Consider the following 21,768-nt stretch of genomic DNA (forward strand, 5'->3'; position numbering starts at 1 on the left):
CGGGATGACCGGCCGGTGAGTTAACTTTCAGAAGAGTAACGAAATGGAAAATATCAACGAGACCGCCATGAACGAAAGTGAAAACCCACATATCGTCACGCTTGATAGCCCCGTTCAGCGCGGCGAGCAAAAAATCGAAAAGGTGACCGTCGCAAAACCCAATGCGGGGACCCTGCGCGGCGTATCGCTGGCGTCGCTGGCGCAATCTGACGTTGATGCGCTGATTAAGGTGCTGCCGCGAATGACCTCCCCAGCGCTGACCGAGCATGAGGTTGCACGCCTGGATGCCTGCGATCTGCTCTCTTTTGCAGGTAAGGTGATCGGTTTTTTGTCACCGGCTTCGGCTCGCTAAAATTTCCCGAAAATGTGTCGGTCGACGATCTGATGGCGGATATCGCGGTGATTTTTCACTGGCCGCCGTCAGAACTGTACTCCCTTAGCGTGACCGAACTCCTCTTATGGCGCGAAAAAGCGCTGCAGCGAAGCGGAAACCACCATGAGTAATAATGTCAGTCTTCAGGAGCTGCTTAAGGCAGTCGACCGGGCAACCCGACCGCTTAACGCTCTCCAGAACGCCAGCCTCACTCTCGCGAGCGATATCCGCGATGCGCAGACGGCGCTGGGGGCGCTCGATGAGCAGGCGGGGCGCATTAACGGCTTCAGAAAAGCAAATGCCCGGCTCGCCACGACGGAGCAGTCGCTTGCTCAGGCGAAACAGCAGGCCGCGGCGCTGGCGGTACAGTTTAAAAACACGCAAAACCCCACCCAGGCGCAGGCTGATGCGCTGACTGCGGCCCGAAAATCGGCAGTCGACCTGAAGCATGAGTACAACAGCTTACGCTACTCGGTGCAGCGTCAGCGCACTGAACTCGCTCAGGCGGGAGTGAACACGCGCACGCTCTCGTCGGATGAACGTCGTTTAAAAAGTCACATCAGTGAAAAAACGCAGCAGCTTAACCGACAGCGGGATGCGCTGGCCCGCGTCAATCAGCAGCAGGAGCGGCTGAGTGCCGTTCAGAATCGCTACGAGTCAGGCAAACGCGTTACCGCGCGGGTGCGTCAGCTTGCGAATGCGGGCGCGGGCATGGCAAAAGCGGGATTTGACCAGACGTCCCGGTTTATGGCGCCAGGCATCAGCTTTGAAAAGCAGATGTCGGCCATTCAGGCAAACCTTGGCCTGGCGAAGGGGGATCCCCGGCTTGAGGCGATTCGCCAGCAGGCGCGGGAGGTCAGTGCCGGGACTGGAGTACCTGCAGATACGGTCCTCCGGGCACAAACCGAACTGGCTCGTTCAGGGTATGACGCCGATGGGCTGCTTGCGGCCACCGCGCCAACGGTCAACCTCAGCCTCGCGGGGAGTGTCGACGCGGCTAAAGCGGCCGATATGATCGCCAGCACGCAGGCCGCGTATAGCCTGGCCGATACGGATGCGGGACGCATCGCAGATGTGCTTATGCGCGGTTCTACCTCTTCGAATTCCAGCCTCGCTGAGATGGTGGCGGCCGTCACCTCTGCTGCGCCCGCTGCGGGTGCATCCGGTATGGGGCTTGAAGAGACCACCGCGCTGCTTGGCGTTCTGGCGGAAAAAGGAATGAAAGGTGCCGCCGCCGGGGATGCGCTCAGCGCGATGTTGCGCCACGTTCAGACTCCGGATGCCATAAAAGCTGCGGGGGCGGTGGCTTCCGCTGCGGGTGATGGATCGCTTGATGAAAAACGCCAGCAGTTGCAGGGGGCAAAGGGCAGTACCGCGCTCGCGGCTTCCGTGCAGACCGATAATCTTGACGGCGATATCAACCGATTCCAGGCCGCGTGGAACGGGTTGAAGATTGATGTATTTGATCAAGCGGATGGCGCTCTGCGCAACCTGATAACAACCGCAACCGGCTGGCTTGGCACGGCCTCCCTTTGGGTGAATGCCAACCCTGAGCTGACGCAGACCCTCGCCAGCATTGTTGTCGGCGCGCAGGCGTTTGCTGGCGTACTGGGTGGCGTAGGCACGGTTATCGGCCCGGTTCTGACGGGCGTCAATATGGTTATTACCGCGGCCGGGATGTTGGGAACGGTATTCAGCGTGGTGGGAGGCGCCATCATGACGGTGCTGGGCGCGCTTAGCTGGCCGGTGATTGCCCTTGGCGCGGCGATTGCTGCCGGTGCTTTACTGATTTTTAAATACTGGGAGCCCATCAGCGCCTTCTTTGGCGGGGTGATGGAAGGGCTTTCGACGGCTTTCGCACCGCTGGGGGCGCTGTTCTCACCGGTGATGGCAGTATTTGACGCTATCTCGGAGAAGCTGGGTGGTATCTGGCAATGGTTCACCGACTTGATTACGCCGATCAAGGCAACGCAGGAAACGCTGGATGGCTGTAAAAACGCTGGCGTGATTTTTGGTCAGGCGCTGGGCGATGCGTTAATGGCACCGCTTGATCTCTTTAATAGCCTGAGCGGCAAGGCCAGCTGGCTGCTGGAGAAGCTCGGTCTTATCAAAAACGAGTCGGGCGATCTCGACGCCGCTGCGGCAAAAGCAGAAGCGGCATCCTCACCGGCGGGCAGCGCTTATATTCCGGGCGCGGGGATTTCTGGCGGCAGCCTGGGGTATCAGCCGACCATCGCTACTGGAGGACGCTCTTACGTCGATCAGAGTAAAAGCGAATATAACATCACGCTGCAGGGGAGCACGGCCTCCGGAACGGATCTGACGCGTCAAATCCGGGAGACGATAGATAGCATTGAACAGGATAAAGCGAGACGGCAGCAATCCAGCTTTATGTATGGTTGAGGAGAGAAAAAATGTTAATGGTGCTGGGTCTGTTTGTCTTTGAACGACGAACCTTACCGTATCAGTCAATGATATTCACAAAAGACTACCGCTGGGCATCCAGCGCTCGCATCGGGAAACCCAAAGCCTGGCAGTACCTTGGCGAAGGTGAGACATCCTTTAGCCTCTCCGGCTTACTTTACCCGGAACTCACGGGAGGGCGGCTTTCCCTCAAGGCGGTTGAGCTGATGGCAAATGAGGGGCGGGCATGGCCGTTGATAGACGGTACCGGCATCATTCACGGCATGTTTGTCATTGAGAAAGTCACGCACACGCATTCGGATTTTTACAGTGACGGTACCGCCCGAAAAATTGAGTTTACCCTGTCGCTAAAACGCGTGGACGAATCGCTGATGACGACGTTTGGCGACCTGCGAACGCAGGCCTCAGAGCTGGTGGAAAGCGCACGGAATAGCATTGGAGGGCTGGTGGGATGATCGCCGAAATGAATATCCGGGCGGGTGGAAAAATCGCCCCTGATTTTATGCTTAAGCTTGACGATCGTGATATCACGCAAAATTTCAGCCATCGTCTTATCAGCCTGACCATGACCGACAAACGGGGGCTGGAAGCCGATCAGCTGGATATTCTGCTGGATGATTCCGACGGGCTGCTGGACTTGCCTGCCCGGGGGGCAAGGCTGTCCTTATGGCTGGGATGGGAGGGAACCCCGCTCGAGGAGAAAGGGGACTTTACGATTGATGCGATTCATTTCCGGGGCGCGCCGGACACGCTGACCATCCAGGGATTCAGCGCAGATTTTCGTGGAAAGCTAAACGTGCGGCGCGAACAGTCGTGGCATGACACGACGATTGGCGCGATAGTCGATACCATCGCTCAGCGTAACCAGTTGACCGCCAGCGTCGCGTCGGGGCTTGCATCCATCGCCATCTCTCATATTGACCAGTCTCAGGAGACAGACGCGGCCTTCCTCTCCCGCCTTGCTGAACGTAATGGAGCATTTGTTTCAATCAAAGCCGGGAAGATTATCTTTATGAAAGCGGGCCAGGCCGTGACGGCCAGCGGCACTCCGCTTTCCTTAATGATGATTGAACGTGGGGATGGAGATAAGCACCTTTTTTCCATAGCTGACCGTGAAAATTATTCCGGCGTAACGGCCAAATGGCTGCAAACGCGTGACCCCAAACAACAAAATCCTCAATTGAGTATTGCTCGTCAGTCCGGAGGGCAGCAGACAGAAGCACTGCAGCACCCGGATGCCGCCGCACTGGTAGCGGGAGCAGCAGGCAAGGAGCAGAAACCGCAAGAGAGGCTGGTGGGATCGGCGGAAAACGTATTTGAGCTCACCACGGTTTATGCCTCTGAAGAGCAGGCGCTCAGGGCCGCAGAGGCGAAGTGGCGCGCGCTTCAGCGGGGAACCGTAGAGTTTTCCATCCAGCTTGCCCTGGGACGCGCCGATCTGTTCCCCGAAACGCCGGTACTGGTAAACGGTTTTAAACGCGTCATCGACGAGCAGGCGTGGATCATCAGCGAGGTGGTGCATACCCTCAACGATAGCGGATTTACCACGCAGCTTAAGCTTGAGCTGAACGTCAGCGACGAAAAATTTACTGTTGATAGTGAGTAATGTAGTTGCTATTGGTTTTATTTTGGGTATTATTGATTCACAAAATGTGAATCAAGTGGAGGGGTACATGTTTCATTGTCCTAAGTGCAAGCACTCTGCGCATGCGCGTACCAGTCGCTATCTAAGTGAAAATACCAAAGAGCGCTATCACCAGTGCACCAATGTAGACTGCAGCTGTACGTTCGTGACGATGGAGTCCGTGGAGCGCCTGATCGCGACCCCGGGCGCCTCTGAGCGTGTCCGAACGGCTTCGCTAAACCACGGTTAGCGGCTGCGTTGCCGGCTCAAAAAATCAATAAAAAAGCCACTCAATTGAGTGGCTTAATCATATGATTCTAAAACTAAAATTTGGTGGCCCCTGCTGGACTTGAACCAGCGACCAAGCGATTATGAGTCGCCTGCTCTAACCACTGAGCTAAGGGGCCGTGGCGGTGAATTATAAAGTAACTCCCCGCAGCAATCCAGCCATTCACACCTGCCTGCTGTTTTTATAAACAACGCATAATCAATCCTTTATACTTCCCTGACGATGTATCGATCGGGAGTAAAGATGATCAACGATATTCTGGCCCCTGGCCTGCGGGTGGTGTTCTGCGGAATCAACCCGGGTAAGTCCTCGGCGCACACCGGTTTTCACTTTGCCCATCCGGGTAATCGCTTCTGGAAGGTGATCTACCAGGCCGGGTTTACCGACAGGCTACTCAAGCCCGAAGAGGAGCAGCATCTGCTGGATACGCGCTGCGGGATCACCATGCTGGTCGAGCGGCCTACGGTGCAGGCAAGCGAGGTCAACCTGCATGAGCTGCGCAGCGGCGGGCGGGAGCTGATCAAGAAGATAGAGGATTATCAGCCGGCCGCGCTGGCGATCCTCGGCAAGCAGGCCTACGAGCAGGCGTTTAGCCAGCGTGGAACGCAGTGGGGCAAGCAGAGCATCATGATTGGCGTTACGCAGGTTTGGGTGCTGCCGAACCCGAGCGGGCTCAACAGGGCGACGCTGGATAAGCTGGTGGAAGCGTATCGCGAGCTGGATGAGGCGCTGATGGTGCGGGGGCTGTAATCCTCTGAGGCCTGATGCCCTCACCCTTACCCTTTCCCATAGGGAGAGGGAATAAACAAAAAAAAAGCTCCCCGAAGGGAGCTTTTTCACTGTCAGGACCGATTAGTCGTCCAGGAAGCTACGCAGTACTTCAGAGCGGCTTGGATGACGCAGCTTACGCAGCGCCTTCGCTTCGATCTGACGGATACGTTCACGGGTAACGTCGAACTGTTTACCCACTTCTTCCAGCGTGTGGTCGGTGTTCATATCAATACCGAAACGCATACGCAGGACTTTTGCTTCACGGGCGGTCAGGCCAGCCAGAACGTCGTGCGTCGCAGCGCGCAGGCTCTCGGTGGTGGCAGAGTCCAGCGGCAGCTCGAGGGTGGTATCCTCGATGAAATCACCCAGATGCGAATCTTCATCATCACCGATTGGTGTTTCCATGGAGATTGGCTCTTTGGCGATCTTCAGCACTTTACGGATCTTGTCTTCCGGCATCAGCATGCGCTCGGCCAACTCTTCCGGCGTCGGCTCGCGGCCCATCTCCTGCAGCATCTGGCGGGAGATACGGTTGAGCTTGTTGATGGTCTCAATCATATGCACCGGGATACGGATGGTGCGCGCCTGATCCGCGATAGAGCGGGTGATAGCCTGACGGATCCACCAGGTTGCGTAGGTGGAGAACTTGTAACCACGACGGTATTCAAACTTATCTACCGCTTTCATCAGACCGATGTTGCCTTCCTGAATCAGATCCAGGAACTGCAGACCACGGTTGGTGTATTTCTTGGCGATAGAGATAACCAGACGCAAGTTCGCTTCAACCATCTCTTTCTTCGCACGGCGGGCTTTCGCTTCACCGATGGACATACGACGGTTGATGTCTTTAACCTGCTCGATGGTCAGGCCGGTCTCTTCTTCAATCTGATGCAGTTTCTGCAGGCCGCGATGCACATCGTCCTTCACGTCGTGCAGTTTTTCGGACCACGGCTTGTTCATCGCGATAGCCGCGTTGAACCAGGTTTCGCTGGTTTCGTTGCCGGTGAAGAGGGTAATGAAGTTCTTCTTCGGCATTTTGCACTGCTCAACGCACAGCTTCATGATGATGCGTTCCTGGGTACGTACGCGATCCATCATCACGCGCATGCTGTTCACCAGGTAGTCGAACTGTTTTGGCACCAGGCGGAACTGTTTGAAGACTTCAGACAGCTTCAGGATCTCTTCCTGAGCGGCGGCATGGCTGCGGCCTTTCGCTTTGATGGTGTCACGCGTCACTTCGTACTGGGTACGCAGCTCGGCAAACTTCTCACGCGCCAGCTCCGGGTCGATGCTGTTGTCATCGTCCGCGGTGTCGTCGTCGCTCTCTTCCTCATCTTCGTCTTCGTCATCATCCATCTCTTCCTGAGACAGTTCAGAACCGACGTGAGTGGCGGTAGGCGCCATATCTTCTTCAGCGTTCGGGTCGACAAAACCGGTGATCAGGTCAGACAGGCGCGCTTCTTCCGCTTCAACGCGATCGTACTGCTCCAGCAGATAGGTGATCGCTTCCGGGTACTCGGCAACGGAGCACTGAACCTGGTTGATCCCGTCTTCGATGCGTTTTGCGATGTCAATTTCGCCTTCGCGGGTCAACAGTTCAACGGTACCCATTTCACGCATGTACATGCGGACCGGGTCAGTGGTACGCCCGATTTCAGATTCCACGCTGGACAGTACCTGTGCAGCAGCTTCTTCCGCATCTTCGTCAGTGTTGTTGGAGGTTTCAGCCAGCAACAGATCATCGGCATCCGGTGCTTCTTCCATCACCTGAATGCCCATGTCATTGATCATTTGGATGATATCTTCGATTTGATCTGAATCGACGATATCTTCCGGCAGATGGTCATTGACCTCGGCATAGGTCAGATAGCCTTGCTCCTTACCACGTTGGACAAGAAGTTTCAGCTGTGACTGCGGGTTTTGCTCCATAAGACGGTATCCACACTTAATTCGTTTGATTGGTGTCGGCGATGGGGCTGCCAACCTTTAAAGCGAGGGCGTACTTATATTTTTGCCGCTGCCTCTCAGTGCGGCTGCCGGGGGCTTCCCGATCGATATTCGGCACTTAAGCCGTTAAATTTTTTATTTCTTCGCCAGTTCCTGGTTAATCATCCAGAGCTCCCGGCGTTCTTCGCTGCTTAAACCGTGTGTGCGCTCGCGAGCAATCAACTCTTCCTGGCGCAGCTCAAGCATCGAATCAAACATATGGTTGAGTGAGTCGGTGAACGTTTTTTCTGCAATGTCCTTATCTGCTATATCGTCCCACATCGACAATTTTTCAAGGGTAGCGGCCTCTTTTGTGCCGCGATAATGCTCTAAAAGTTGTCCGGTGGTCAGACCTGGCTGAGACAAACACGTGTTGACCAGTTCTGAAAATAAGCCAAGTCCGGGCAATTTTTCGTGGTTTAAACCCGCCAGAGATGGCACCTGCGGTGCGAGCTCGGGGTTTTGGACCAGCAACCCTATCAGTATACGCATGGTTGTGCGTTTTAGCTGAGGCGCGGGCCGAACCGCACCGTTTTCAGCCTGTTTTGGCAATAAACGTTCAAGCTGGCTGTCATCCAGAATGCCGAGCTTGTTGCCTAACTCCTGACGCAGATAGATGCGCAGCGTTTCGCCGGGCACCTGGCTGATTAACGGCAGCGCCAGCGTACTGAGCTGCGCGCGCCCGTCAGGGGTACTCAAATCGACCTGCGGCATCAGGCTGTTAAACAAAAACGTGGAGAGCGGCTGAGCCTGCTCCATCCGCGCTTCAAACGCCGCTTTGCCCTCTTTACGCACCAGCGTATCCGGGTCTTCACCGTCGGGCAGAAACATAAAGCGTAGCTGACGCCCGTCGGTCATATAGGGTAGCGCGGTTTCCAGCGCGCGCCAGGCGGCGTCGCGTCCTGCGCGGTCACCGTCGTAACAGCAGATGACGTTGTTGGTCACCCTGAACAGCAGTTGAATATGATCGGCGGTGGTGGACGTCCCTAACGACGCAACCGCGTAGTTGATGTCGTACTGCGCCAGGGCCACGACGTCCATATAGCCTTCGACGACCAGAAGACGCGGAGGTTCCGCATTATTCTGCTGCGCCTCATAAAGGCCGTACAGCTGGCGGCCCTTATGGAAAATATCGGTTTCCGGGGAGTTGAGGTATTTCGGCAGGGCATCACCCAGCACGCGACCACCAAAACCAATTACCCGGCCACGCTTGTCGCGGATCGGGAACATCACCCGTTCGCGGAAGCGGTCGTAGCTTCGTCCCTGGTCGTTGGTGACCAGCATGCCTGCATCGATGAGAGACTTACGATCTTCGCTATTGCCGCCAAAACGCTTTAACACGTTGTCCCAGCCGGGCGGGGCGTAACCAATAGCGAAACGCGCAATGACATCGTCGCTCAGTCCGCGCTTGTTCAGATACTGACGCGCAGGCTCAGCCGCAGAGTGCTTAAGAGACTGTTGGTAAAACGAATTCAGGCCATCCATCAGTTGATACAGCGTTTGCCGTTGATGGCGCTCGATCTGACTTGGCCCACTGCCTGCTTCATACGGCACTTCAAGGTTATGCATCGCCGCCAGCTCTTCGACGGTTTCAACGAACTCGAGCTTGTCGTAGTTCATCAAAAAATCGACGGCATTACCGTGTGCGCCACAGCCGAAGCAATGGTAGAACTGCTTTTCACCGTTTACGGTGAAGGAGGGGGTTTTTTCGTTATGGAACGGACAGCACGCATGGTAGTTCTTGCCCTGCTTTTTTAGCTTTACCCGCGCGTCGATGAGATCGACGATGTCGGTTCTGGCAAGCAGGTCATTGATGAAAACGCGTGGGATTCTTCCGGCCATATGCCCCGTTATTTTTAGTGACTCATAAACGAAAACAAGCCGCGCATTCCTTCCGGAAGCACGGCCTTACGACTATTACTCTGTCTGTCAATTGAGGGCTGAGGCCCTCAACCAATTAGTACAGACGAGTACGGCGTGCGTTTTCGCGAGCCAGTTTCTTCGCGTGACGTTTCACAGCGGAAGCTTTAGCGCGCTTACGTTCGGTCGTTGGTTTTTCATAAAACTCACGACGACGAACTTCAGCCAGAACACCTGCTTTCTCGCATGAACGTTTGAAGCGACGCAGTGCTACGTCGAACGGCTCGTTTTCACGTACTTTAATTACCGGCATGTAACTCTCACCTTTAATAAATTCGGTTTGCCGCTGGCATCAACGCCAGCTTATTTCAAAATGGTGCGGAATTTTACTGCAAATGCTGCTGCTTTGTAAAGCACCGATGCGATTTTGAAAGGGACTTTAATAAGGGTGAGGAGTATACACGAGCCTTCTTCCTGGGGCGAACAAAGTTTTACATCAACCCGCCCAGGCTCTACACTGCGCGGTATTGAAACGAGGTAAAACAAGTCATGCGTGTACTGGGTATTGAAACATCCTGCGATGAAACCGGCATCGCCATTTACGACGACGAAAAAGGGCTTCTGGCCAACCAGCTGTATAGTCAGGTGAAATTGCACGCTGACTACGGCGGCGTCGTACCTGAACTGGCCTCTCGTGACCACGTGCGTAAAACGGTTCCCCTGATTCAGGCGGCGCTGAAAGAGGCCGGGTTGAGTTCAAACGATATCGACGCTGTGGCCTATACCGCAGGCCCGGGCCTGGTCGGCGCGCTGCTGGTCGGCGCGACGGTTGGCCGTTCGCTGGCGTTTGCGTGGGATGTGCCGGCGATCCCGGTTCACCATATGGAAGGGCATCTTCTGGCGCCGATGCTGGAAGAGAATCCGCCTGAGTTCCCGTTTGTGGCGCTGCTGGTCTCCGGCGGTCATACGCAGCTGATTAGCGTAACGGGGATTGGCAAGTACGAGCTGCTGGGCGAGTCGATCGACGACGCCGCCGGTGAAGCGTTCGATAAAACCGCCAAGCTGCTGGGTCTGGATTATCCGGGCGGCCCGATGCTGTCGAAAATGGCGTCGCAGGGAACGGAAGGGCGCTTTGTCTTCCCGCGTCCGATGACCGACCGTCCAGGGCTGGATTTCAGCTTCTCCGGGCTGAAAACCTTCGCGGCGAATACGATTCGCAATAACGATGACAGCGAGCAGACCCGCGCCGATATCGCCCGCGCGTTCGAAGATGCGGTGGTGGACACGCTGATGATCAAGTGCAAGCGCGCGCTGGATCAGACCGGCTTTAAGCGTCTGGTGATGGCGGGTGGCGTGAGCGCTAACCGCACGCTGCGCGCGAAGCTCGCCGAGATGATGCAAAAGCGTCGCGGGGAAGTGTTCTATGCCCGTCCGGAATTCTGCACCGACAACGGCGCGATGATCGCTTACGCCGGAATGGTGCGCCTGAACGCGGGCGCAACGTCCGACCTGAGCGTGTCCGTGCGTCCGCGCTGGCCGCTGGCGGAACTGCCGGAGGCGTAATCCCTCACCCTAACCCTCTCCCACAGGGAGAGGGTATTATGGCCCTACACCCGCAACATCCCTTTCTCTTCCAGAAACGCAATAATCGTCGCCAGACCGTCGCCCGCTTTCAGGTTGGTAAAGGTCCACGGGCGCTCGCCGCGCATGCGGTTGGTGTCGCGCTCCATCACCTCCAGCGACGCGCCGACGTACGGCGCGAGGTCGGTTTTATTGATCACCAGAAAATCGGATTTGGTGATCCCCGGCCCGCCCTTGCGCGGGATTTTTTCCCCTTCGGCCACGTCGATCACGTAGATGGTCAGATCCGCCAGCTCCGGGCTGAACGTCGCGCTCAGGTTGTCTCCGCCACTTTCCACGAAGATCAGATCCAGATTGCCGAACTTCTCGCTTAACGCCTCCACTGCCGCCAGGTTCATCGACGCATCTTCACGAATGGCGGTATGCGGGCAGCCGCCCGTTTCCACGCCGACGATGCGCTCTGGCTCCAGCGCGCCTGCCTCGGTGAGGATGCGCTGATCCTCTTTGGTGTAGATATCGTTCGTGACCACCGCCAGGTGATACGTGTCGCGCATCGCCTTGCAGAGCGCTTCCAGCAGCGCGGTTTTGCCCGATCCTACCGGGCCGCCCACGCCTACGCGCAGGGGATGTTTGTAATCAGCCATGTTGACTCCTCAGGAACGGAATAGTCGTGAATATTGGGTTTCGTGGCGCGCGGAGGCGATGGCGGACAGCGGCGTTGCTGCCCCCAGCGCGTCGTCGCTGCGCAAAAATGCCTGTTCAAGCCCGGCGGCGTAATGGTCGCCCAGTTCGATAATCAGCTGCTGCGCGGCCTGTTGCCCAAACGGCACCAGCTTGACGCCCGCCATCACCGCGCTCTCCATCCAGCTGTAGCCGAGGCTCAGCGCCAGCTCGCGCGCGCTAATGCCCCAGCGCACGCCGAGCCAGGCCATGCCGCAGAGCTGGCTTTGCATAAACAGCGGCAGCCATTCGGGCGGACAGTCAGGTTCCCAGCTCTTAATCAGCCGCGTAAACGCCGCTCCACGGTTGCACTCCTCTTCGCGCAGCTCGCGCGTTTCCCGGCAGGCGAGAAGGTATGCCGTCCAGCGTTTTGCATTAGTAAGAGAGCGTTGCTCACAGGCCTGATAAAGACGGATAAACAGCGGCAGATCGACGCAGAAAAAGCTCTGCTCCATCTGCTGGATTTGCCAGCGTTTGAACGCGTCGGCGTTGGTGACCCAGCCTGCCTCAACGGCCCACTCCAGCCCCTGCGACCAGGTAAACGACCCGACCGGCAGGCTGCTGCTGGAGAGCTGCATCAGGCGCAGCCTCTGGCGGGCGTGCTCCATCAGCTCATCAGCGCCAGCAGGGCAGAGACGATCAGCCCGCCGCCGAAGGTTTTACGCAGGCCGTCGTGACGGCGCAGCAGCAGCCCTGCGGCAAAGCTGGCGCACAGCACCGTGGCGCTGGCGAGCATAAAGCCGCTGGTGAAGAGCCAGAAGCTGTGGCCGGACATCTCCACGCCGTGCGCCCAGCCGTGGAACATCGCCAGGGCAGGCACCGCCAGCAGCAGGCGGTTTTCAGTTTTAAACATCATCACGCCGGATACCGCCAGCGAGGCGATAATCAGCATCTCCATGCCGCTGAAGCCGCCGAGCAGGCTGCCCGCAATGGCGCCGACAAGCATCATCCCGAGGGTGGCAAACGGCAGCAGGAGTTTGCGGCCGCTCAGGGCCGAGAGCACGCCAGCACCGGTGAGCATCAGCAGGTGATCGAGCCCTGTCAGCGGGTGGAGAAAACCGGCCTGAAAGCTGTCGGTACCGTGGCCGGGATGCGCGAGCGCGGGAACGGAAAAAGCCAGCAGTAACAGCGGTAAATACTTGCGCATGATGGATCCTTAATGTGAATGAGCGTGAGAATGGCTGTGGCTGTGGGCATCGCTGGCGTAAGCGCCCGCTTCCGGTTCAAACGGCAGGCTGGCGTAGGTCACGTCCAGACCGAACTGGCGCAGCATGTCGTCGAGAACGTGGTCGTGGTGATAGCGCAGCTCGCCGGGCATGATCTGCAGCGGCACGTGGCGGTTGCCCAGGTGATAGCAGGCGCGGGCGAGCAGGAACGGATCGGCGCAGCGCACCACGGAAACTGACTCCGGCGCGGCGATCACTTCGATGACCTCGCTGCCGTCGTCGGTCGTCAGCATGTCGCCCCCGCGCAGCAGCAGGCCGCGCGGCAGCATCAGCCCGGCTTCGCGGCCGTCGTTCAGCGCCACGCGGGCGCGGCTTTTCACCCGCACGTCAATCGGCAGCGTGACGCTGGCGGTAATCGGATGCGCGTGGTCCAGGCGTTGGGTTAAATAGATCATCATCACTCCTCAAAACAGGAAATAGCGTTGCGCCATCGGCAGAACGTCAGCCGGTTCGCTGGTTATCAGTTCACCGTCGACGCGCACCTCGTAGGTTTGCGAGTCCACGGTGATATTCGGCTGCAGGCCGTTGTGGATCATGTCCGCCTTTTTCACCGTCCGGCAGCCTTTCACCACCGCAATGGCGCTCTGCAGGTTGAGCTGCTGCGGGATGCCGTTCGCACTGGCGGCCTGCGAGATAAACGTCAGTCGGGTAGCGTGGCGCGCGGCGCCCAGCGATCCAAACATTGGACGGTAATGCACCGGCTGCGGCGTGGGGATCGAGGCGTTGATATCTCCCATTGGCGCGCAGGCGATCATTCCGCCCTTGACGATGGTGGCAGGCTTCACGCCGAAGAACGCCGGGGACCAGACCACCAGATCCGCAAGCTTGCCCGCCTCAATCGAACCGACTTCATGGGCGATGCCGTGGGTGAGCGCCGGGTTAATGGTGTATTTGGCGACGTAGCGCTTTACGCGGAAGTTGTCGTTATCGCCGGTCTCTTCCGGCAGGGCGCCGCGCTGGACCTTCATGCGGTGCGCCACCTGCCAGGTGCGGATAATCACTTCCCCGACGCGGCCCATGGCCTGAGAATCAGACGACGTGAGCGAGAACGCGCCGATATCGTGCAGCACGTCTTCCGCAGCGATGGTTTCACGACGAATGCGGGATTCGGCAAACGCCACGTCCTCGGCGATATCCGGATCGAGGTGATGGCAAACCATCAGCATGTCGAGATGCTCGTCGATGGTGTTCACCGTGTAGGGCAAGGTCGGGTTGGTGGAAGAGGGCAGAATATTCGGATGCGCGCAGGCGGTGATGATATCCGGCGCGTGGCCGCCGCCCGCGCCTTCGGTGTGGAAAGTGTGGATTGTGCGTCCGGCGATGGCCGCCAGCGTGTCTTCGACAAACCCGGACTCGTTCAGCGTGTCGCTGTGCAGCGCCACCTGAATATCCATCTCGTCAGCCACCTCCAGCGAGCAGTTAATTGCCGCGGGCGTCGCGCCCCAGTCTTCGTGGATCTTCAGCCCGATGGCGCCCGCGGCAATCTGCTCGCGCAGGGCGTCCGGGCTGGAGCCGTTACCCTTGCCGAGCAGGCCAATATTCACCGGCAGCGTATCGGCAGCCTGCAGCATGCGGGCGATATACCATGGCCCCGGCGTGCAGGTGGTGGCGTTGGTGCCCGCCGCCGGTCCGGTGCCGCCGCCGATCATGGTGGTGACGCCGGAAACCAGCGCCTCTTCCGCCTGCTGCGGGCAGATCCAGTGGATGTGGGTGTCGATCCCGCCGGCGGTAACGATCTTCCCCTCGGCGGCAATCACTTCCGTTGCCGCGCCAATGGGGATCGTCACGCCGGGCTGAATGTCCGGGTTCCCGGCTTTGCCGACGGCGAAGATCCGTCCGTCCTTGACGCCGATATCGGCTTTTACGATCCCCCAGTGATCGACGATCAGCGCGTTGGTAAGAACCAGATCCACGCAGCCGTCAGCGGTCATCTGCCCCTGGCCCATGCCGTCGCGGATCACCTTTCCGCCGCCGAACTTGACCTCTTCGCCATAGACCGTGAGATCGTCTTCCACTTCGATCCACAGCTCGCTGTCGGCAAGCCGCACTTTATCTCCGGTGGTGGGGCCGAACATATCGGCATACACCCGGCGCGAAATCTCAGCCATGTTTCACCTCGCCCATCACCTCGCCGCGAAAGCCGAAAATGCGCTGCGCCCCCGTGACCTGAACCAGCGTCACTTCCCGCTTCTGGCCGGGCTCGAAGCGTACGGCGGTGCCCGCCGGGATGTTCAGTCGGTAGCCTTTGGTGGCTTCCCGATCGAACTTCAGCGCCGGGTTGACCTCGTAAAAGTGGTAGTGCGATCCGACCTGGATCGGCCTGTCGCCGTGATTTTCGACAACCACGCGTTGGGTTTCACGCCCGACGTTGAGGGCAATCGTTCCGGGCTGGATCTGGTATTCACCTGGGATCATCACGCGCTCCTTAGACGATCGGGTTGTGGACGGTGACGAGCTTCGATCCGTCCGGGAAGGTGGCTTCGACTTGAATATCCGGGATCATCTCCGGGACGCCCTCCATTACCTGGTCGCGCCTCAGGACGTGGCGGCCCGCTTCCATCAGCGAGGCGACGGTTTCGCCATCGCGCGCGCCCTCCATAATGAAGGCGCTGATCAGCGCGACCGATTCCGGGTAATTGAGCTTTACCCCGCGCGCAAGGCGGCGTTCGGCAACCAGCGCGGCGGTGAACAGCAACAGCTTGTCTTTTTCTCTGGGGGTCAGTTCCATAACGTTTCTCTTATGTCTGCCAGATACGCGGCGAACAGGCGGTTTTGGTGGTGAGAAGCGGGCGAAGCGACTGCCAGATGTCGCGCATCACCCGCTGGCAAATCAGGTTGTCGTTGGAGAGAAAGCGCACCGACAGCAGATCGTCAACGAGTGTTGCACCTGCATAATTTTCCAGCGGGGCGAGCCGTTCGCGCACCGCGTCGAGATGTTCTTCTTTGGCCGGATAGAACAGCAGCGTGCCGAGCCACGGACGTCCGGCGACGGGCGTGAGATCGCCGTCGCTAAGATGCTGACGCTCGATCAGGCGCGGTTCGTCTTCAACCCAGATTTCAAGGCGGCTTTCCAGCGTGCCGTGGCTAAAGGTCTCACCGATCACCGGACGCCCCAGGCAGTACAGCTCCCACGCCAGCAGCGTGCTGGAGGCCTTCAGGTGGAAGACGGAGCGCAGCGCGGCATTCGCGCCGGGGAAGATAATGGTGTCCTGCGGCAGCCACTCCAGGGTGGAATCTTCCTCGAGGTAAAAATACTGGTTCAGACGCGCCTGCGGGCCGCTGCTGCGATAGAACTTGCTCGCCCCGGGCATGGTGATGAGCGCGTGGCTTTTGGCGTCCAGCCGAACGGAAATGTCCAGCGTATCGCCGCCCACAATCCCGCCTGGCGGGTGCAGCAGGTAAAGGTGGCAGGTTTCCCCTTCGGGGTAAAACGGGCGTTGAACGGTGAGCGGCCCGACGTGGTGGGCGGAGTGCAGGAGGGTTTTCTCAGGGGTGTGACAAAACTGCAGGGCAAGCGACGCCTGCCAGCCTTTATACGTATTATCAGTGACCTGAGCTGCTAACATGCTGCATCCATTTCCACACCATCGGGATACGTTTCAGTATGCCCTGGCGGAAATGAAGGCTGTCATACGAGTCGCTTATGGATGGCCAGGCAGGAGAAATACAAAAGCACGGCCGGGGCCGTGCTCTGTATAAGCAATGACGATCCTACTTCAGGTGTTCATGCAACGCTGCACCTGCCTGCTCAAGGGCAACTTTCACCGTTGGCTCCTGGCTCAGCGGGTTAAGCAGGCCGTAGTCGTGGATCATGCCGTTATAGCGCGTGACGGTCACCGGGACGCCAGCCGCATCCAGTTTACGCCCGAATGCTTCACCTTCATCCCGCAGAACGTCCAGCTCCGCTGTCTGGATCAGCGTTTCGGGGAAGCCTTTCAACTGCGCGGTGCTGGCGCGAAGCGGAGAGGCAAGAATATTGTTGCGATCGGCAGCGCTGGTGGTGTAGTTATCCCAGAACCATTTCATCATGTTTTTCGACAGGAAATAGCCATTTTCGAACTGGTTATACGAGGCAGTATCAAAGTTCGCATCGGTAACCGGCCAGAGCATGACGTTGTAGCGAATTTTTGGCCCATTGAACTGTTTGGCCTGCAGCGCCACCGAAGCCACCATGTTGCCGCCCACGCTGTTACCCACCAGACCCAGACGGCTACCGTCCACGCCAATTTCCTGACCGTGCCCGGCGACCCATTTTGTCGCTTCATAGGCCTGATTAATTGCTACCGGGAAATGGGCCTCAGGTGACGGAGTGTAATCGACGTAAACCGCAGCGGCACCCGAAGCGCGAACGAGGTCGCGGATTAAGCGTTCGTGGGTAGGGAAGTCACCCAGCACCCAGCCGCCGCCGTGAAAGAACATAAAAGCGGGGAGCGTGCCGCTGGCGTTTTCAGGTTTCACTATTTTCAGTTTTATCGCCTGGCCATTTACCTGGATCGTTTTTTCAGAAACCTGAGCGGGCGGCAGTTTTGCGCCTTGCTGTGCGCCAATCAGTACCTGGCGGGCCTCCTGCGGGGTCATCTGTTCCATTGGCTTACCCTTGCCGGAGTTCAAAACATTCAGAAATGCCTGTACGCCTGCGGTCGGGGCTGGGGTATTGGTGGTTTGAGCGGATGCCGCAGCTGACGCGAAGACTGAAGAAACCAGGATGGCGGTTAGTGTTTTCATGGTAGTGCCTCTTTAAGCGTATTTGATCGGATGAGATAACTATGTAGCGCGCTACTTAGTTGTTGGTATAATACTTGCGCGCAAGATACTTTTAGTCAAACATTATTTATAATTTTTTCAGGAAACCGATTCGGAGTTGATAGAAAAATGAAAGAAAACAAAACGCTAGACGATTTACTTTGCTTCTCGCTGTACTCGGTCACCAACGCGTTCGTTCGCCAGTATCGCCCTTTACTGCAAGAGATGGATCTGACCTATCCGCAATTCGTTGTTTTGATGGCGCTTTATGAGAAAGATAACATCCCACTTCGCGATCTCAGCGATAAGACATTTTTTGATTCGGGCACATTGACCCCGCTTGTACAAAAGCTTGAGGCAAAAGGATTTCTCAACCGTATCGCGGTTGTAGGTGATGAAAGGATGAAAAATGTCGTACTGACCGATAAGGCCAAAGACCTGAAGAAACGGGTGATGGCTTTGCCGGACCAGATTCGCTGCAGCATGCGGATGAATGACGATGAGCTTGAGACGCTAAAAAAACTCTCCCGGACGCTGCTGGACGATTTATAAGAACCCTTCGGCGGGGTGAACCTACCGAAGTGATGTGTCGTTACCGGTAGTCCTCCGCATCCACGTCATACCCGGACGGCTCCCAGCGGATCGCCAGCAGCGACGCCAGGCCGATAAACGGCGCCAGCGCAATCACCCAGAAGACGGCGGTATCCAGCGACGCCACCAGCAGCGGGAACAGAAACAGCGACAGCGTCGAGCTGCTGCGCATCAGCGTCTGGTTGAGGCCCACGCCCACGCCGCGCAGCGAGGTCGGGTAGCTCAGGGAGGCGAACGTCATGGTATGCGCGCCCGGGCCGAAGCCCTGACCGAACAGGAACAGCGCCAGCATCGCCACAGCAAGCACGCCTTCAGAGACACCTTCCGGTCGGCCAATCAGCGCCAGGCCAAGCAATGCGACAAGCTGGCAGGCATAACCCGCAAGCGACATCCGCCAGGCGCCGAAGCGTGGTACGTAGCGTACCGCCAGCAGTCCGCCGACGAAGGCAAACAGCAGGTTAAGCGCCAGAGAAATGAGAATGGTGGTGAGCATCGACTGGACAAAGAAGCTGGAGATGATCACCGGCAGACCAAACGCCACGGCGTTATAGGCAAACGACGAGACGACGGAAAGCAGCGTAGCGAGCGTCGTGCGGCGCAAGTAGATGCCGCGGAACAGGTTCAGATAATTTGACCATTTCGCTTTATTCACGACAGGTGCGGGCTGGCCGAGCGCGTCCTGCGGCACGTGGGCATTGATGTTATACGACTGGCGTAAAATCGACGCCGCCTCTTTCAGGTTGCCCTGATTCGCCGCCCAGACCGGAGATTCGCTCATATAGCGGCTGCGGATGGCGATAATCACCAGCGCGGGCACCGCGCCAAAGCCGAGAATCAAACGCCACAGCCAGTCGCTGTGGCTCTCCGGCAGCACGGCGTAGAAGAAAAGCACCAGCAGGTAGGAGATGCTGATGGCGGCATACCAGGTGGGGCACCACATCGCGACGCTGGAGGCCTTATTTCCGGGCCCTTTCAGCCTGGCGAACTCGCTTAAAAACGCCATCGCCACGGGAAGGTCGATCCCGACCCCCAGCCCCATCACAAAGCGGGCGCCCGCGAGCACATATTCGTTCGGGGCCAGCGCACAGGCGATCGCTGCCACCACGAAGAACACCATATCAGCCATAAAAACGCGGTAGCGCCCGATTTTATCCGTGAGGTAACCGCCGAGCAGCGCCCCGACAATGGCGCCAAAGGTAATGGCCGAGGCCACCATGCCGGTACCGGCGGGCGTCAGGTTAAATTCGCGGGTGATGTCTTTAATGCCGAACGCCAGCGCGCCCAGATCGTAGGCATCGAGAAAAATGCCGCCCAAAGCGATTCCGACCACGATACGGGCGTTTGTCCGGCCCTGAGAACCGTCATTAACGAGGCGTGATACATCCGACGCGCTGCGCACCCACTGGATGTCGCCATCCGGGGTGCTTCCTGCCGTTGAAAGGGGAGTTGGTTCTGTGATTTCTGCCATTTTTCTTTTTGTGTGGTTGTGTTGTGTCTCTAACAGTTACCACAGGCAGAAGGTGACCAAAATCACATTTGGCTATAAGGCATAACTAACCCTTCGGAGCGTCTTTTTTCTTTCTCTTGAGCTTCGTCCAGATTTTGGTCTCCTGACGACGCCACAGGCGCTGGATATTGTCGTGATGACGCAGCAGGATAAGACAGGAGAGCATCGACACCGGGAAGGTGAACTGGGGTTTGAACCACCAGACGTAGAACGGAGCGATCAGCGCGCTGACGATGGCGCCCAGCGACGAATAGCCGCTCAGAAGAATGGTGAGCAGCCAGGTCCCGGCCATTACGCCGGTGAGATCCCAGCCGATAGGCGCAATGGCGCCAAAGGCCGTCGCAACGCCTTTGCCGCCTTTAAAACCGAAGAATACGGGCCAGATGTGGCCGACGCAGGCGGCAATAGCAATGAGCCCCAGCCAGAACGGCGTAACGCCCAGCGCATAGGCGCCCCAGACGGGCAGCATCCCTTTCAGAACATCAAAAATCAAAACCGCTACGGCCGCTCCCTTGCCGCCAATTCGTAGTACGTTGGTCGCCCCCGGATTCCCGGAACCATTTTCACGCGGGTCAGGTAACCCGGCAATGCGGCAGACCAGAATGGCGCTGGAGATTGAGCCGCAAAGATAGGCGAGGAGGATCATTCCAGGCGCGATTGCACTCATAACGCTGTTCCGTTTTGAAAATGTATCTGTATTCTCAGCATCTGTGGATAATACGCATAATTCGCCGGAAGTGGTATCCGGTTTAGCCAAAAAGCAGGCAGGTCGTGATGGATATTGTATTTATAGAGCAACTTTCGGTAATCACCACAATTGGTGTTTACGACTGGGAACAGACCATCGAGCAGAAGCTGGTGTTCGATATCGAAATGGGATGGGATAACCGCAAATCGGCAAAAAGCGATGACGTGAACGACTGTCTGAGCTATGCCGACATCAGTGAAACGGTCATCGCCCACGTTGAAGGGCAACGTTTTGCGCTGGTCGAACGGGTGGCGGAAGAAGTCGCAGAATTGCTGTTGAAAAAATTCAATTCACCGTGGGTGCGCATCAAGCTGAGCAAGCCGGGAGCGGTGGCGCGCGCCGCCAACGTTGGCGTCATTATTGAGCGTGGCACAAATCTGAAAGGCAAGAATTAACGTCATAATTGCTAAACCATTTTAGGTTATACCGGTCTTAAAGCTGTATCTTTCACGGTAGCCGTTGGGGCGACCGTTTTTTTATATCTTTTTTAGGGGTTTATAGATGAGCGATATGCACTCGCTGCTGGTGGCGGCAATACTGGGTGTGGTCGAAGGATTGACGGAGTTTTTGCCGGTCTCCAGTACGGGCCATATGATTATCGTTGGCCATCTGCTGGGCTTTGAAGGCGATACCGCAAAAACGTTTGAAGTGGTGATCCAGCTGGGGTCTATTCTGGCGGTGGTCGTAATGTTCTGGCGTCGCCTGTTTGGCCTGATCGGCATCCATTTTGGCCGTCCGCCTCAGCACGAGGGGGCCAGTAAAGGTCGTCTGTCACTGATCCATATTCTGCTTGGGATGATCCCTGCGGTGGTGCTGGGCCTGGTGTTCCACGACGCCATCAAATCGCTGTTTAACCCGATTAACGTAATGTACGCGCTGGTGGTGGGGGGCTTCCTGCTGATCGCCGCGGAAGTGCTGAAGCCAAAAACGCCGCGGGCGGAAGGTCTGGACGATATGACGTATCGTCAGGCGTTTATCATTGGTTGCTTCCAGTGTCTGGCGCTGTGGCCGGGCTTCTCGCGTTCAGGCGCAACCATCTCCGGCGGGATGCTGATGGGCGTAAGCCGTTACGCCGCGTCAGAGTTCTCGTTCCTGCTGGCGGTGCCGATGATGATGGGCGCCACCGTACTCGACGTCTATAAGAGCTATCACTTCCTGACGGCTGGCGACATTCCGATGTTCGCCGTCGGCTTCATCACCGCGTTTATCGTGGCGCTGATTGCGATTAAAACCTTCCTGCAGCTGATTAAGCGTATCTCGTTTATTCCGTTCGCGATCTATCGCTTTATCGTGGCGGCTGCGGTGTACGTAGTCTTCTTCTGACC

25 protein-coding genes and 1 tRNA gene are annotated in these 21,768 nt (G+C 57.5%); 11 read left to right on the top strand and 15 right to left on the bottom strand.

Going from position 1 to position 21,768, the window contains the following annotated elements:
• Positions 1-43: 43 nt before the first annotated feature.
• The 6 genes from UR289_RS08930 (at position 44) to UR289_RS08955 (ending at position 4,671) form a co-directional block, all read left to right on the top strand.
• The gene (locus UR289_RS08930) at positions 44-352 is read left to right on the top strand and encodes a phage tail assembly protein (RefSeq protein WP_023309234.1); all 309 of its coding nucleotides are present in this window, start codon (positions 44-46) and stop codon (positions 350-352) included.
• Positions 353-384: 32 nt separating this feature from the next.
• The gene (locus tag UR289_RS08935) at positions 385-504 is read left to right on the top strand and encodes a GpE family phage tail protein (protein ID WP_023616176.1); all 120 of its coding nucleotides are present in this window, start codon (positions 385-387) and stop codon (positions 502-504) included.
• Positions 497-2,776, top strand: coding sequence for a phage tail tape measure protein (locus UR289_RS08940; protein WP_246946676.1), 2,280 nt, complete (start codon positions 497-499; stop codon positions 2,774-2,776). The genes UR289_RS08935 and UR289_RS08940 overlap by 8 nt, the downstream gene beginning before the upstream one ends.
• A gap of 11 nt (positions 2,777-2,787) precedes the next feature.
• Positions 2,788-3,252, top strand: a complete 465-nt coding sequence (locus UR289_RS08945) for a phage tail protein (RefSeq protein WP_023309232.1) — start codon at positions 2,788-2,790, stop codon at positions 3,250-3,252.
• On the top strand, positions 3,249-4,403 hold the full coding sequence (locus tag UR289_RS08950; protein WP_320709786.1) for a phage late control D family protein: 1,155 nt from the start codon (positions 3,249-3,251) through the stop codon (positions 4,401-4,403). The genes UR289_RS08945 and UR289_RS08950 overlap by 4 nt, the downstream gene beginning before the upstream one ends.
• 67 nt (positions 4,404-4,470) lie before the next feature.
• Positions 4,471-4,671 (top strand): ogr/Delta-like zinc finger family protein, encoded by a 201-nt coding sequence (locus tag UR289_RS08955; RefSeq protein ID WP_029741756.1) that lies wholly within the window; start codon positions 4,471-4,473, stop codon positions 4,669-4,671.
• 81 nt (positions 4,672-4,752) lie between these two features.
• Here UR289_RS08955 and UR289_RS08960 read toward each other — a convergent pair.
• A tRNA-Ile gene (locus UR289_RS08960) sits at positions 4,753-4,828 on the bottom strand.
• Positions 4,829-4,953: 125 nt separating this feature from the next.
• On the opposite strand from UR289_RS08960, the gene mug reads away from it, so the two are divergent.
• Entirely contained in the window at positions 4,954-5,460 is a 507-nt protein-coding gene (gene mug, locus UR289_RS08965) for a G/U mismatch-specific DNA glycosylase (RefSeq protein WP_029741755.1), read from the top strand.
• Positions 5,461-5,562: 102 nt separating this feature from the next.
• On the opposite strand, the gene rpoD is transcribed toward mug, so the two are convergent.
• The 3 genes from rpoD to rpsU all read right to left on the bottom strand — a co-directional run bounded on the left by rpoD (position 5,563) and on the right by rpsU (position 9,640).
• On the bottom strand, positions 5,563-7,410 hold the full coding sequence (rpoD, locus tag UR289_RS08970) for an RNA polymerase sigma factor RpoD (protein ID WP_023309228.1): 1,848 nt from the start codon (positions 7,408-7,410) through the stop codon (positions 5,563-5,565).
• A gap of 153 nt (positions 7,411-7,563) precedes the next feature.
• Positions 7,564-9,309 (bottom strand): DNA primase, encoded by a 1,746-nt coding sequence (dnaG, locus tag UR289_RS08975; protein WP_182931221.1) that lies wholly within the window; start codon positions 9,307-9,309, stop codon positions 7,564-7,566.
• Positions 9,310-9,424: 115 nt separating this feature from the next.
• Positions 9,425-9,640 (bottom strand): 30S ribosomal protein S21, encoded by a 216-nt coding sequence (gene rpsU, locus UR289_RS08980; RefSeq protein ID WP_001144069.1) that lies wholly within the window; start codon positions 9,638-9,640, stop codon positions 9,425-9,427.
• Positions 9,641-9,876: 236 nt separating this feature from the next.
• Between rpsU and tsaD the strand changes: the two genes are divergently transcribed.
• Positions 9,877-10,890 carry a tRNA (adenosine(37)-N6)-threonylcarbamoyltransferase complex transferase subunit TsaD gene (gene tsaD / locus UR289_RS08985; protein WP_029741753.1) on the top strand — a complete coding sequence of 338 codons (1,014 nt, stop codon included), beginning with the start codon at positions 9,877-9,879 and terminating at the stop codon, positions 10,888-10,890.
• A gap of 44 nt (positions 10,891-10,934) precedes the next feature.
• Here the strand turns inward: tsaD and ureG are convergent, their stop codons facing one another.
• The 9 genes from ureG to UR289_RS09030 form a co-directional block, all read right to left on the bottom strand.
• The gene (ureG, locus tag UR289_RS08990; RefSeq protein WP_014071813.1) at positions 10,935-11,552 is read right to left on the bottom strand and encodes an urease accessory protein UreG; all 618 of its coding nucleotides are present in this window, start codon (positions 11,550-11,552) and stop codon (positions 10,935-10,937) included.
• A 9-nt stretch (positions 11,553-11,561) separates the two neighbouring features.
• Positions 11,562-12,236, bottom strand: coding sequence for an urease accessory protein UreF (locus tag UR289_RS08995; protein WP_320709790.1), 675 nt, complete (start codon positions 12,234-12,236; stop codon positions 11,562-11,564).
• Complete coding sequence (locus UR289_RS09000; RefSeq protein WP_029741751.1) at positions 12,236-12,775, bottom strand: HupE/UreJ family protein; 540 nt, start codon at positions 12,773-12,775, stop codon at positions 12,236-12,238. Before UR289_RS09000 ends, UR289_RS08995 begins: the two co-directional genes overlap by 1 nt.
• Positions 12,776-12,784: 9 nt before the next feature.
• The gene (gene ureE, locus UR289_RS09005) at positions 12,785-13,249 is read right to left on the bottom strand and encodes an urease accessory protein UreE (RefSeq protein ID WP_232938761.1); all 465 of its coding nucleotides are present in this window, start codon (positions 13,247-13,249) and stop codon (positions 12,785-12,787) included.
• A 9-nt stretch (positions 13,250-13,258) separates the two neighbouring features.
• Positions 13,259-14,962, bottom strand: a complete 1,704-nt coding sequence (gene ureC / locus UR289_RS09010) for an urease subunit alpha (RefSeq protein ID WP_320709792.1) — start codon at positions 14,960-14,962, stop codon at positions 13,259-13,261.
• A complete protein-coding gene (locus UR289_RS09015; protein WP_033146674.1) occupies positions 14,955-15,269 on the bottom strand; it encodes an urease subunit beta in 315 nt (104 codons plus the stop codon). Before UR289_RS09015 ends, ureC begins: the two co-directional genes overlap by 8 nt.
• Positions 15,270-15,279: 10 nt before the next feature.
• Positions 15,280-15,582, bottom strand: coding sequence for an urease subunit gamma (locus UR289_RS09020; protein ID WP_006811999.1), 303 nt, complete (start codon positions 15,580-15,582; stop codon positions 15,280-15,282).
• 10 nt (positions 15,583-15,592) lie between these two features.
• A complete protein-coding gene (locus UR289_RS09025; protein WP_320709794.1) occupies positions 15,593-16,420 on the bottom strand; it encodes an urease accessory protein UreD in 828 nt (275 codons plus the stop codon).
• 145 nt (positions 16,421-16,565) lie between these two features.
• Complete coding sequence (locus UR289_RS09030) at positions 16,566-17,579, bottom strand: alpha/beta hydrolase (RefSeq protein ID WP_064673324.1); 1,014 nt, start codon at positions 17,577-17,579, stop codon at positions 16,566-16,568.
• Positions 17,580-17,726: 147 nt separating this feature from the next.
• Here UR289_RS09030 and UR289_RS09035 point away from each other — a divergent pair, with 147 nt between their 5' ends.
• Positions 17,727-18,149, top strand: coding sequence for a MarR family winged helix-turn-helix transcriptional regulator (locus UR289_RS09035; protein WP_045356087.1), 423 nt, complete (start codon positions 17,727-17,729; stop codon positions 18,147-18,149).
• A gap of 40 nt (positions 18,150-18,189) precedes the next feature.
• On the opposite strand, the gene UR289_RS09040 is transcribed toward UR289_RS09035, so the two are convergent.
• The gene (locus UR289_RS09040) at positions 18,190-19,656 is read right to left on the bottom strand and encodes an MFS transporter (RefSeq protein ID WP_047060359.1); all 1,467 of its coding nucleotides are present in this window, start codon (positions 19,654-19,656) and stop codon (positions 18,190-18,192) included.
• 85 nt (positions 19,657-19,741) lie between these two features.
• Positions 19,742-20,362 (bottom strand): glycerol-3-phosphate 1-O-acyltransferase PlsY, encoded by a 621-nt coding sequence (plsY, locus tag UR289_RS09045; RefSeq protein WP_023309216.1) that lies wholly within the window; start codon positions 20,360-20,362, stop codon positions 19,742-19,744.
• Positions 20,363-20,469: 107 nt separating this feature from the next.
• Between plsY and folB the strand changes: the two genes are divergently transcribed.
• Positions 20,470-20,838, top strand: a complete 369-nt coding sequence (folB, locus tag UR289_RS09050; protein ID WP_023333447.1) for a bifunctional dihydroneopterin aldolase/7,8-dihydroneopterin epimerase — start codon at positions 20,470-20,472, stop codon at positions 20,836-20,838.
• A 106-nt stretch (positions 20,839-20,944) separates the two neighbouring features.
• Positions 20,945-21,766 carry an undecaprenyl-diphosphate phosphatase gene (bacA, locus tag UR289_RS09055; protein ID WP_033146670.1) on the top strand — a complete coding sequence of 274 codons (822 nt, stop codon included), beginning with the start codon at positions 20,945-20,947 and terminating at the stop codon, positions 21,764-21,766.
• Positions 21,767-21,768 lie beyond the last annotated feature (2 nt).

The organism is Enterobacter sp. 302C9, assembly GCF_034106085.1.
GTDB classification, from domain to species: Bacteria; Pseudomonadota; Gammaproteobacteria; order Enterobacterales; family Enterobacteriaceae; genus Enterobacter; species Enterobacter asburiae_B.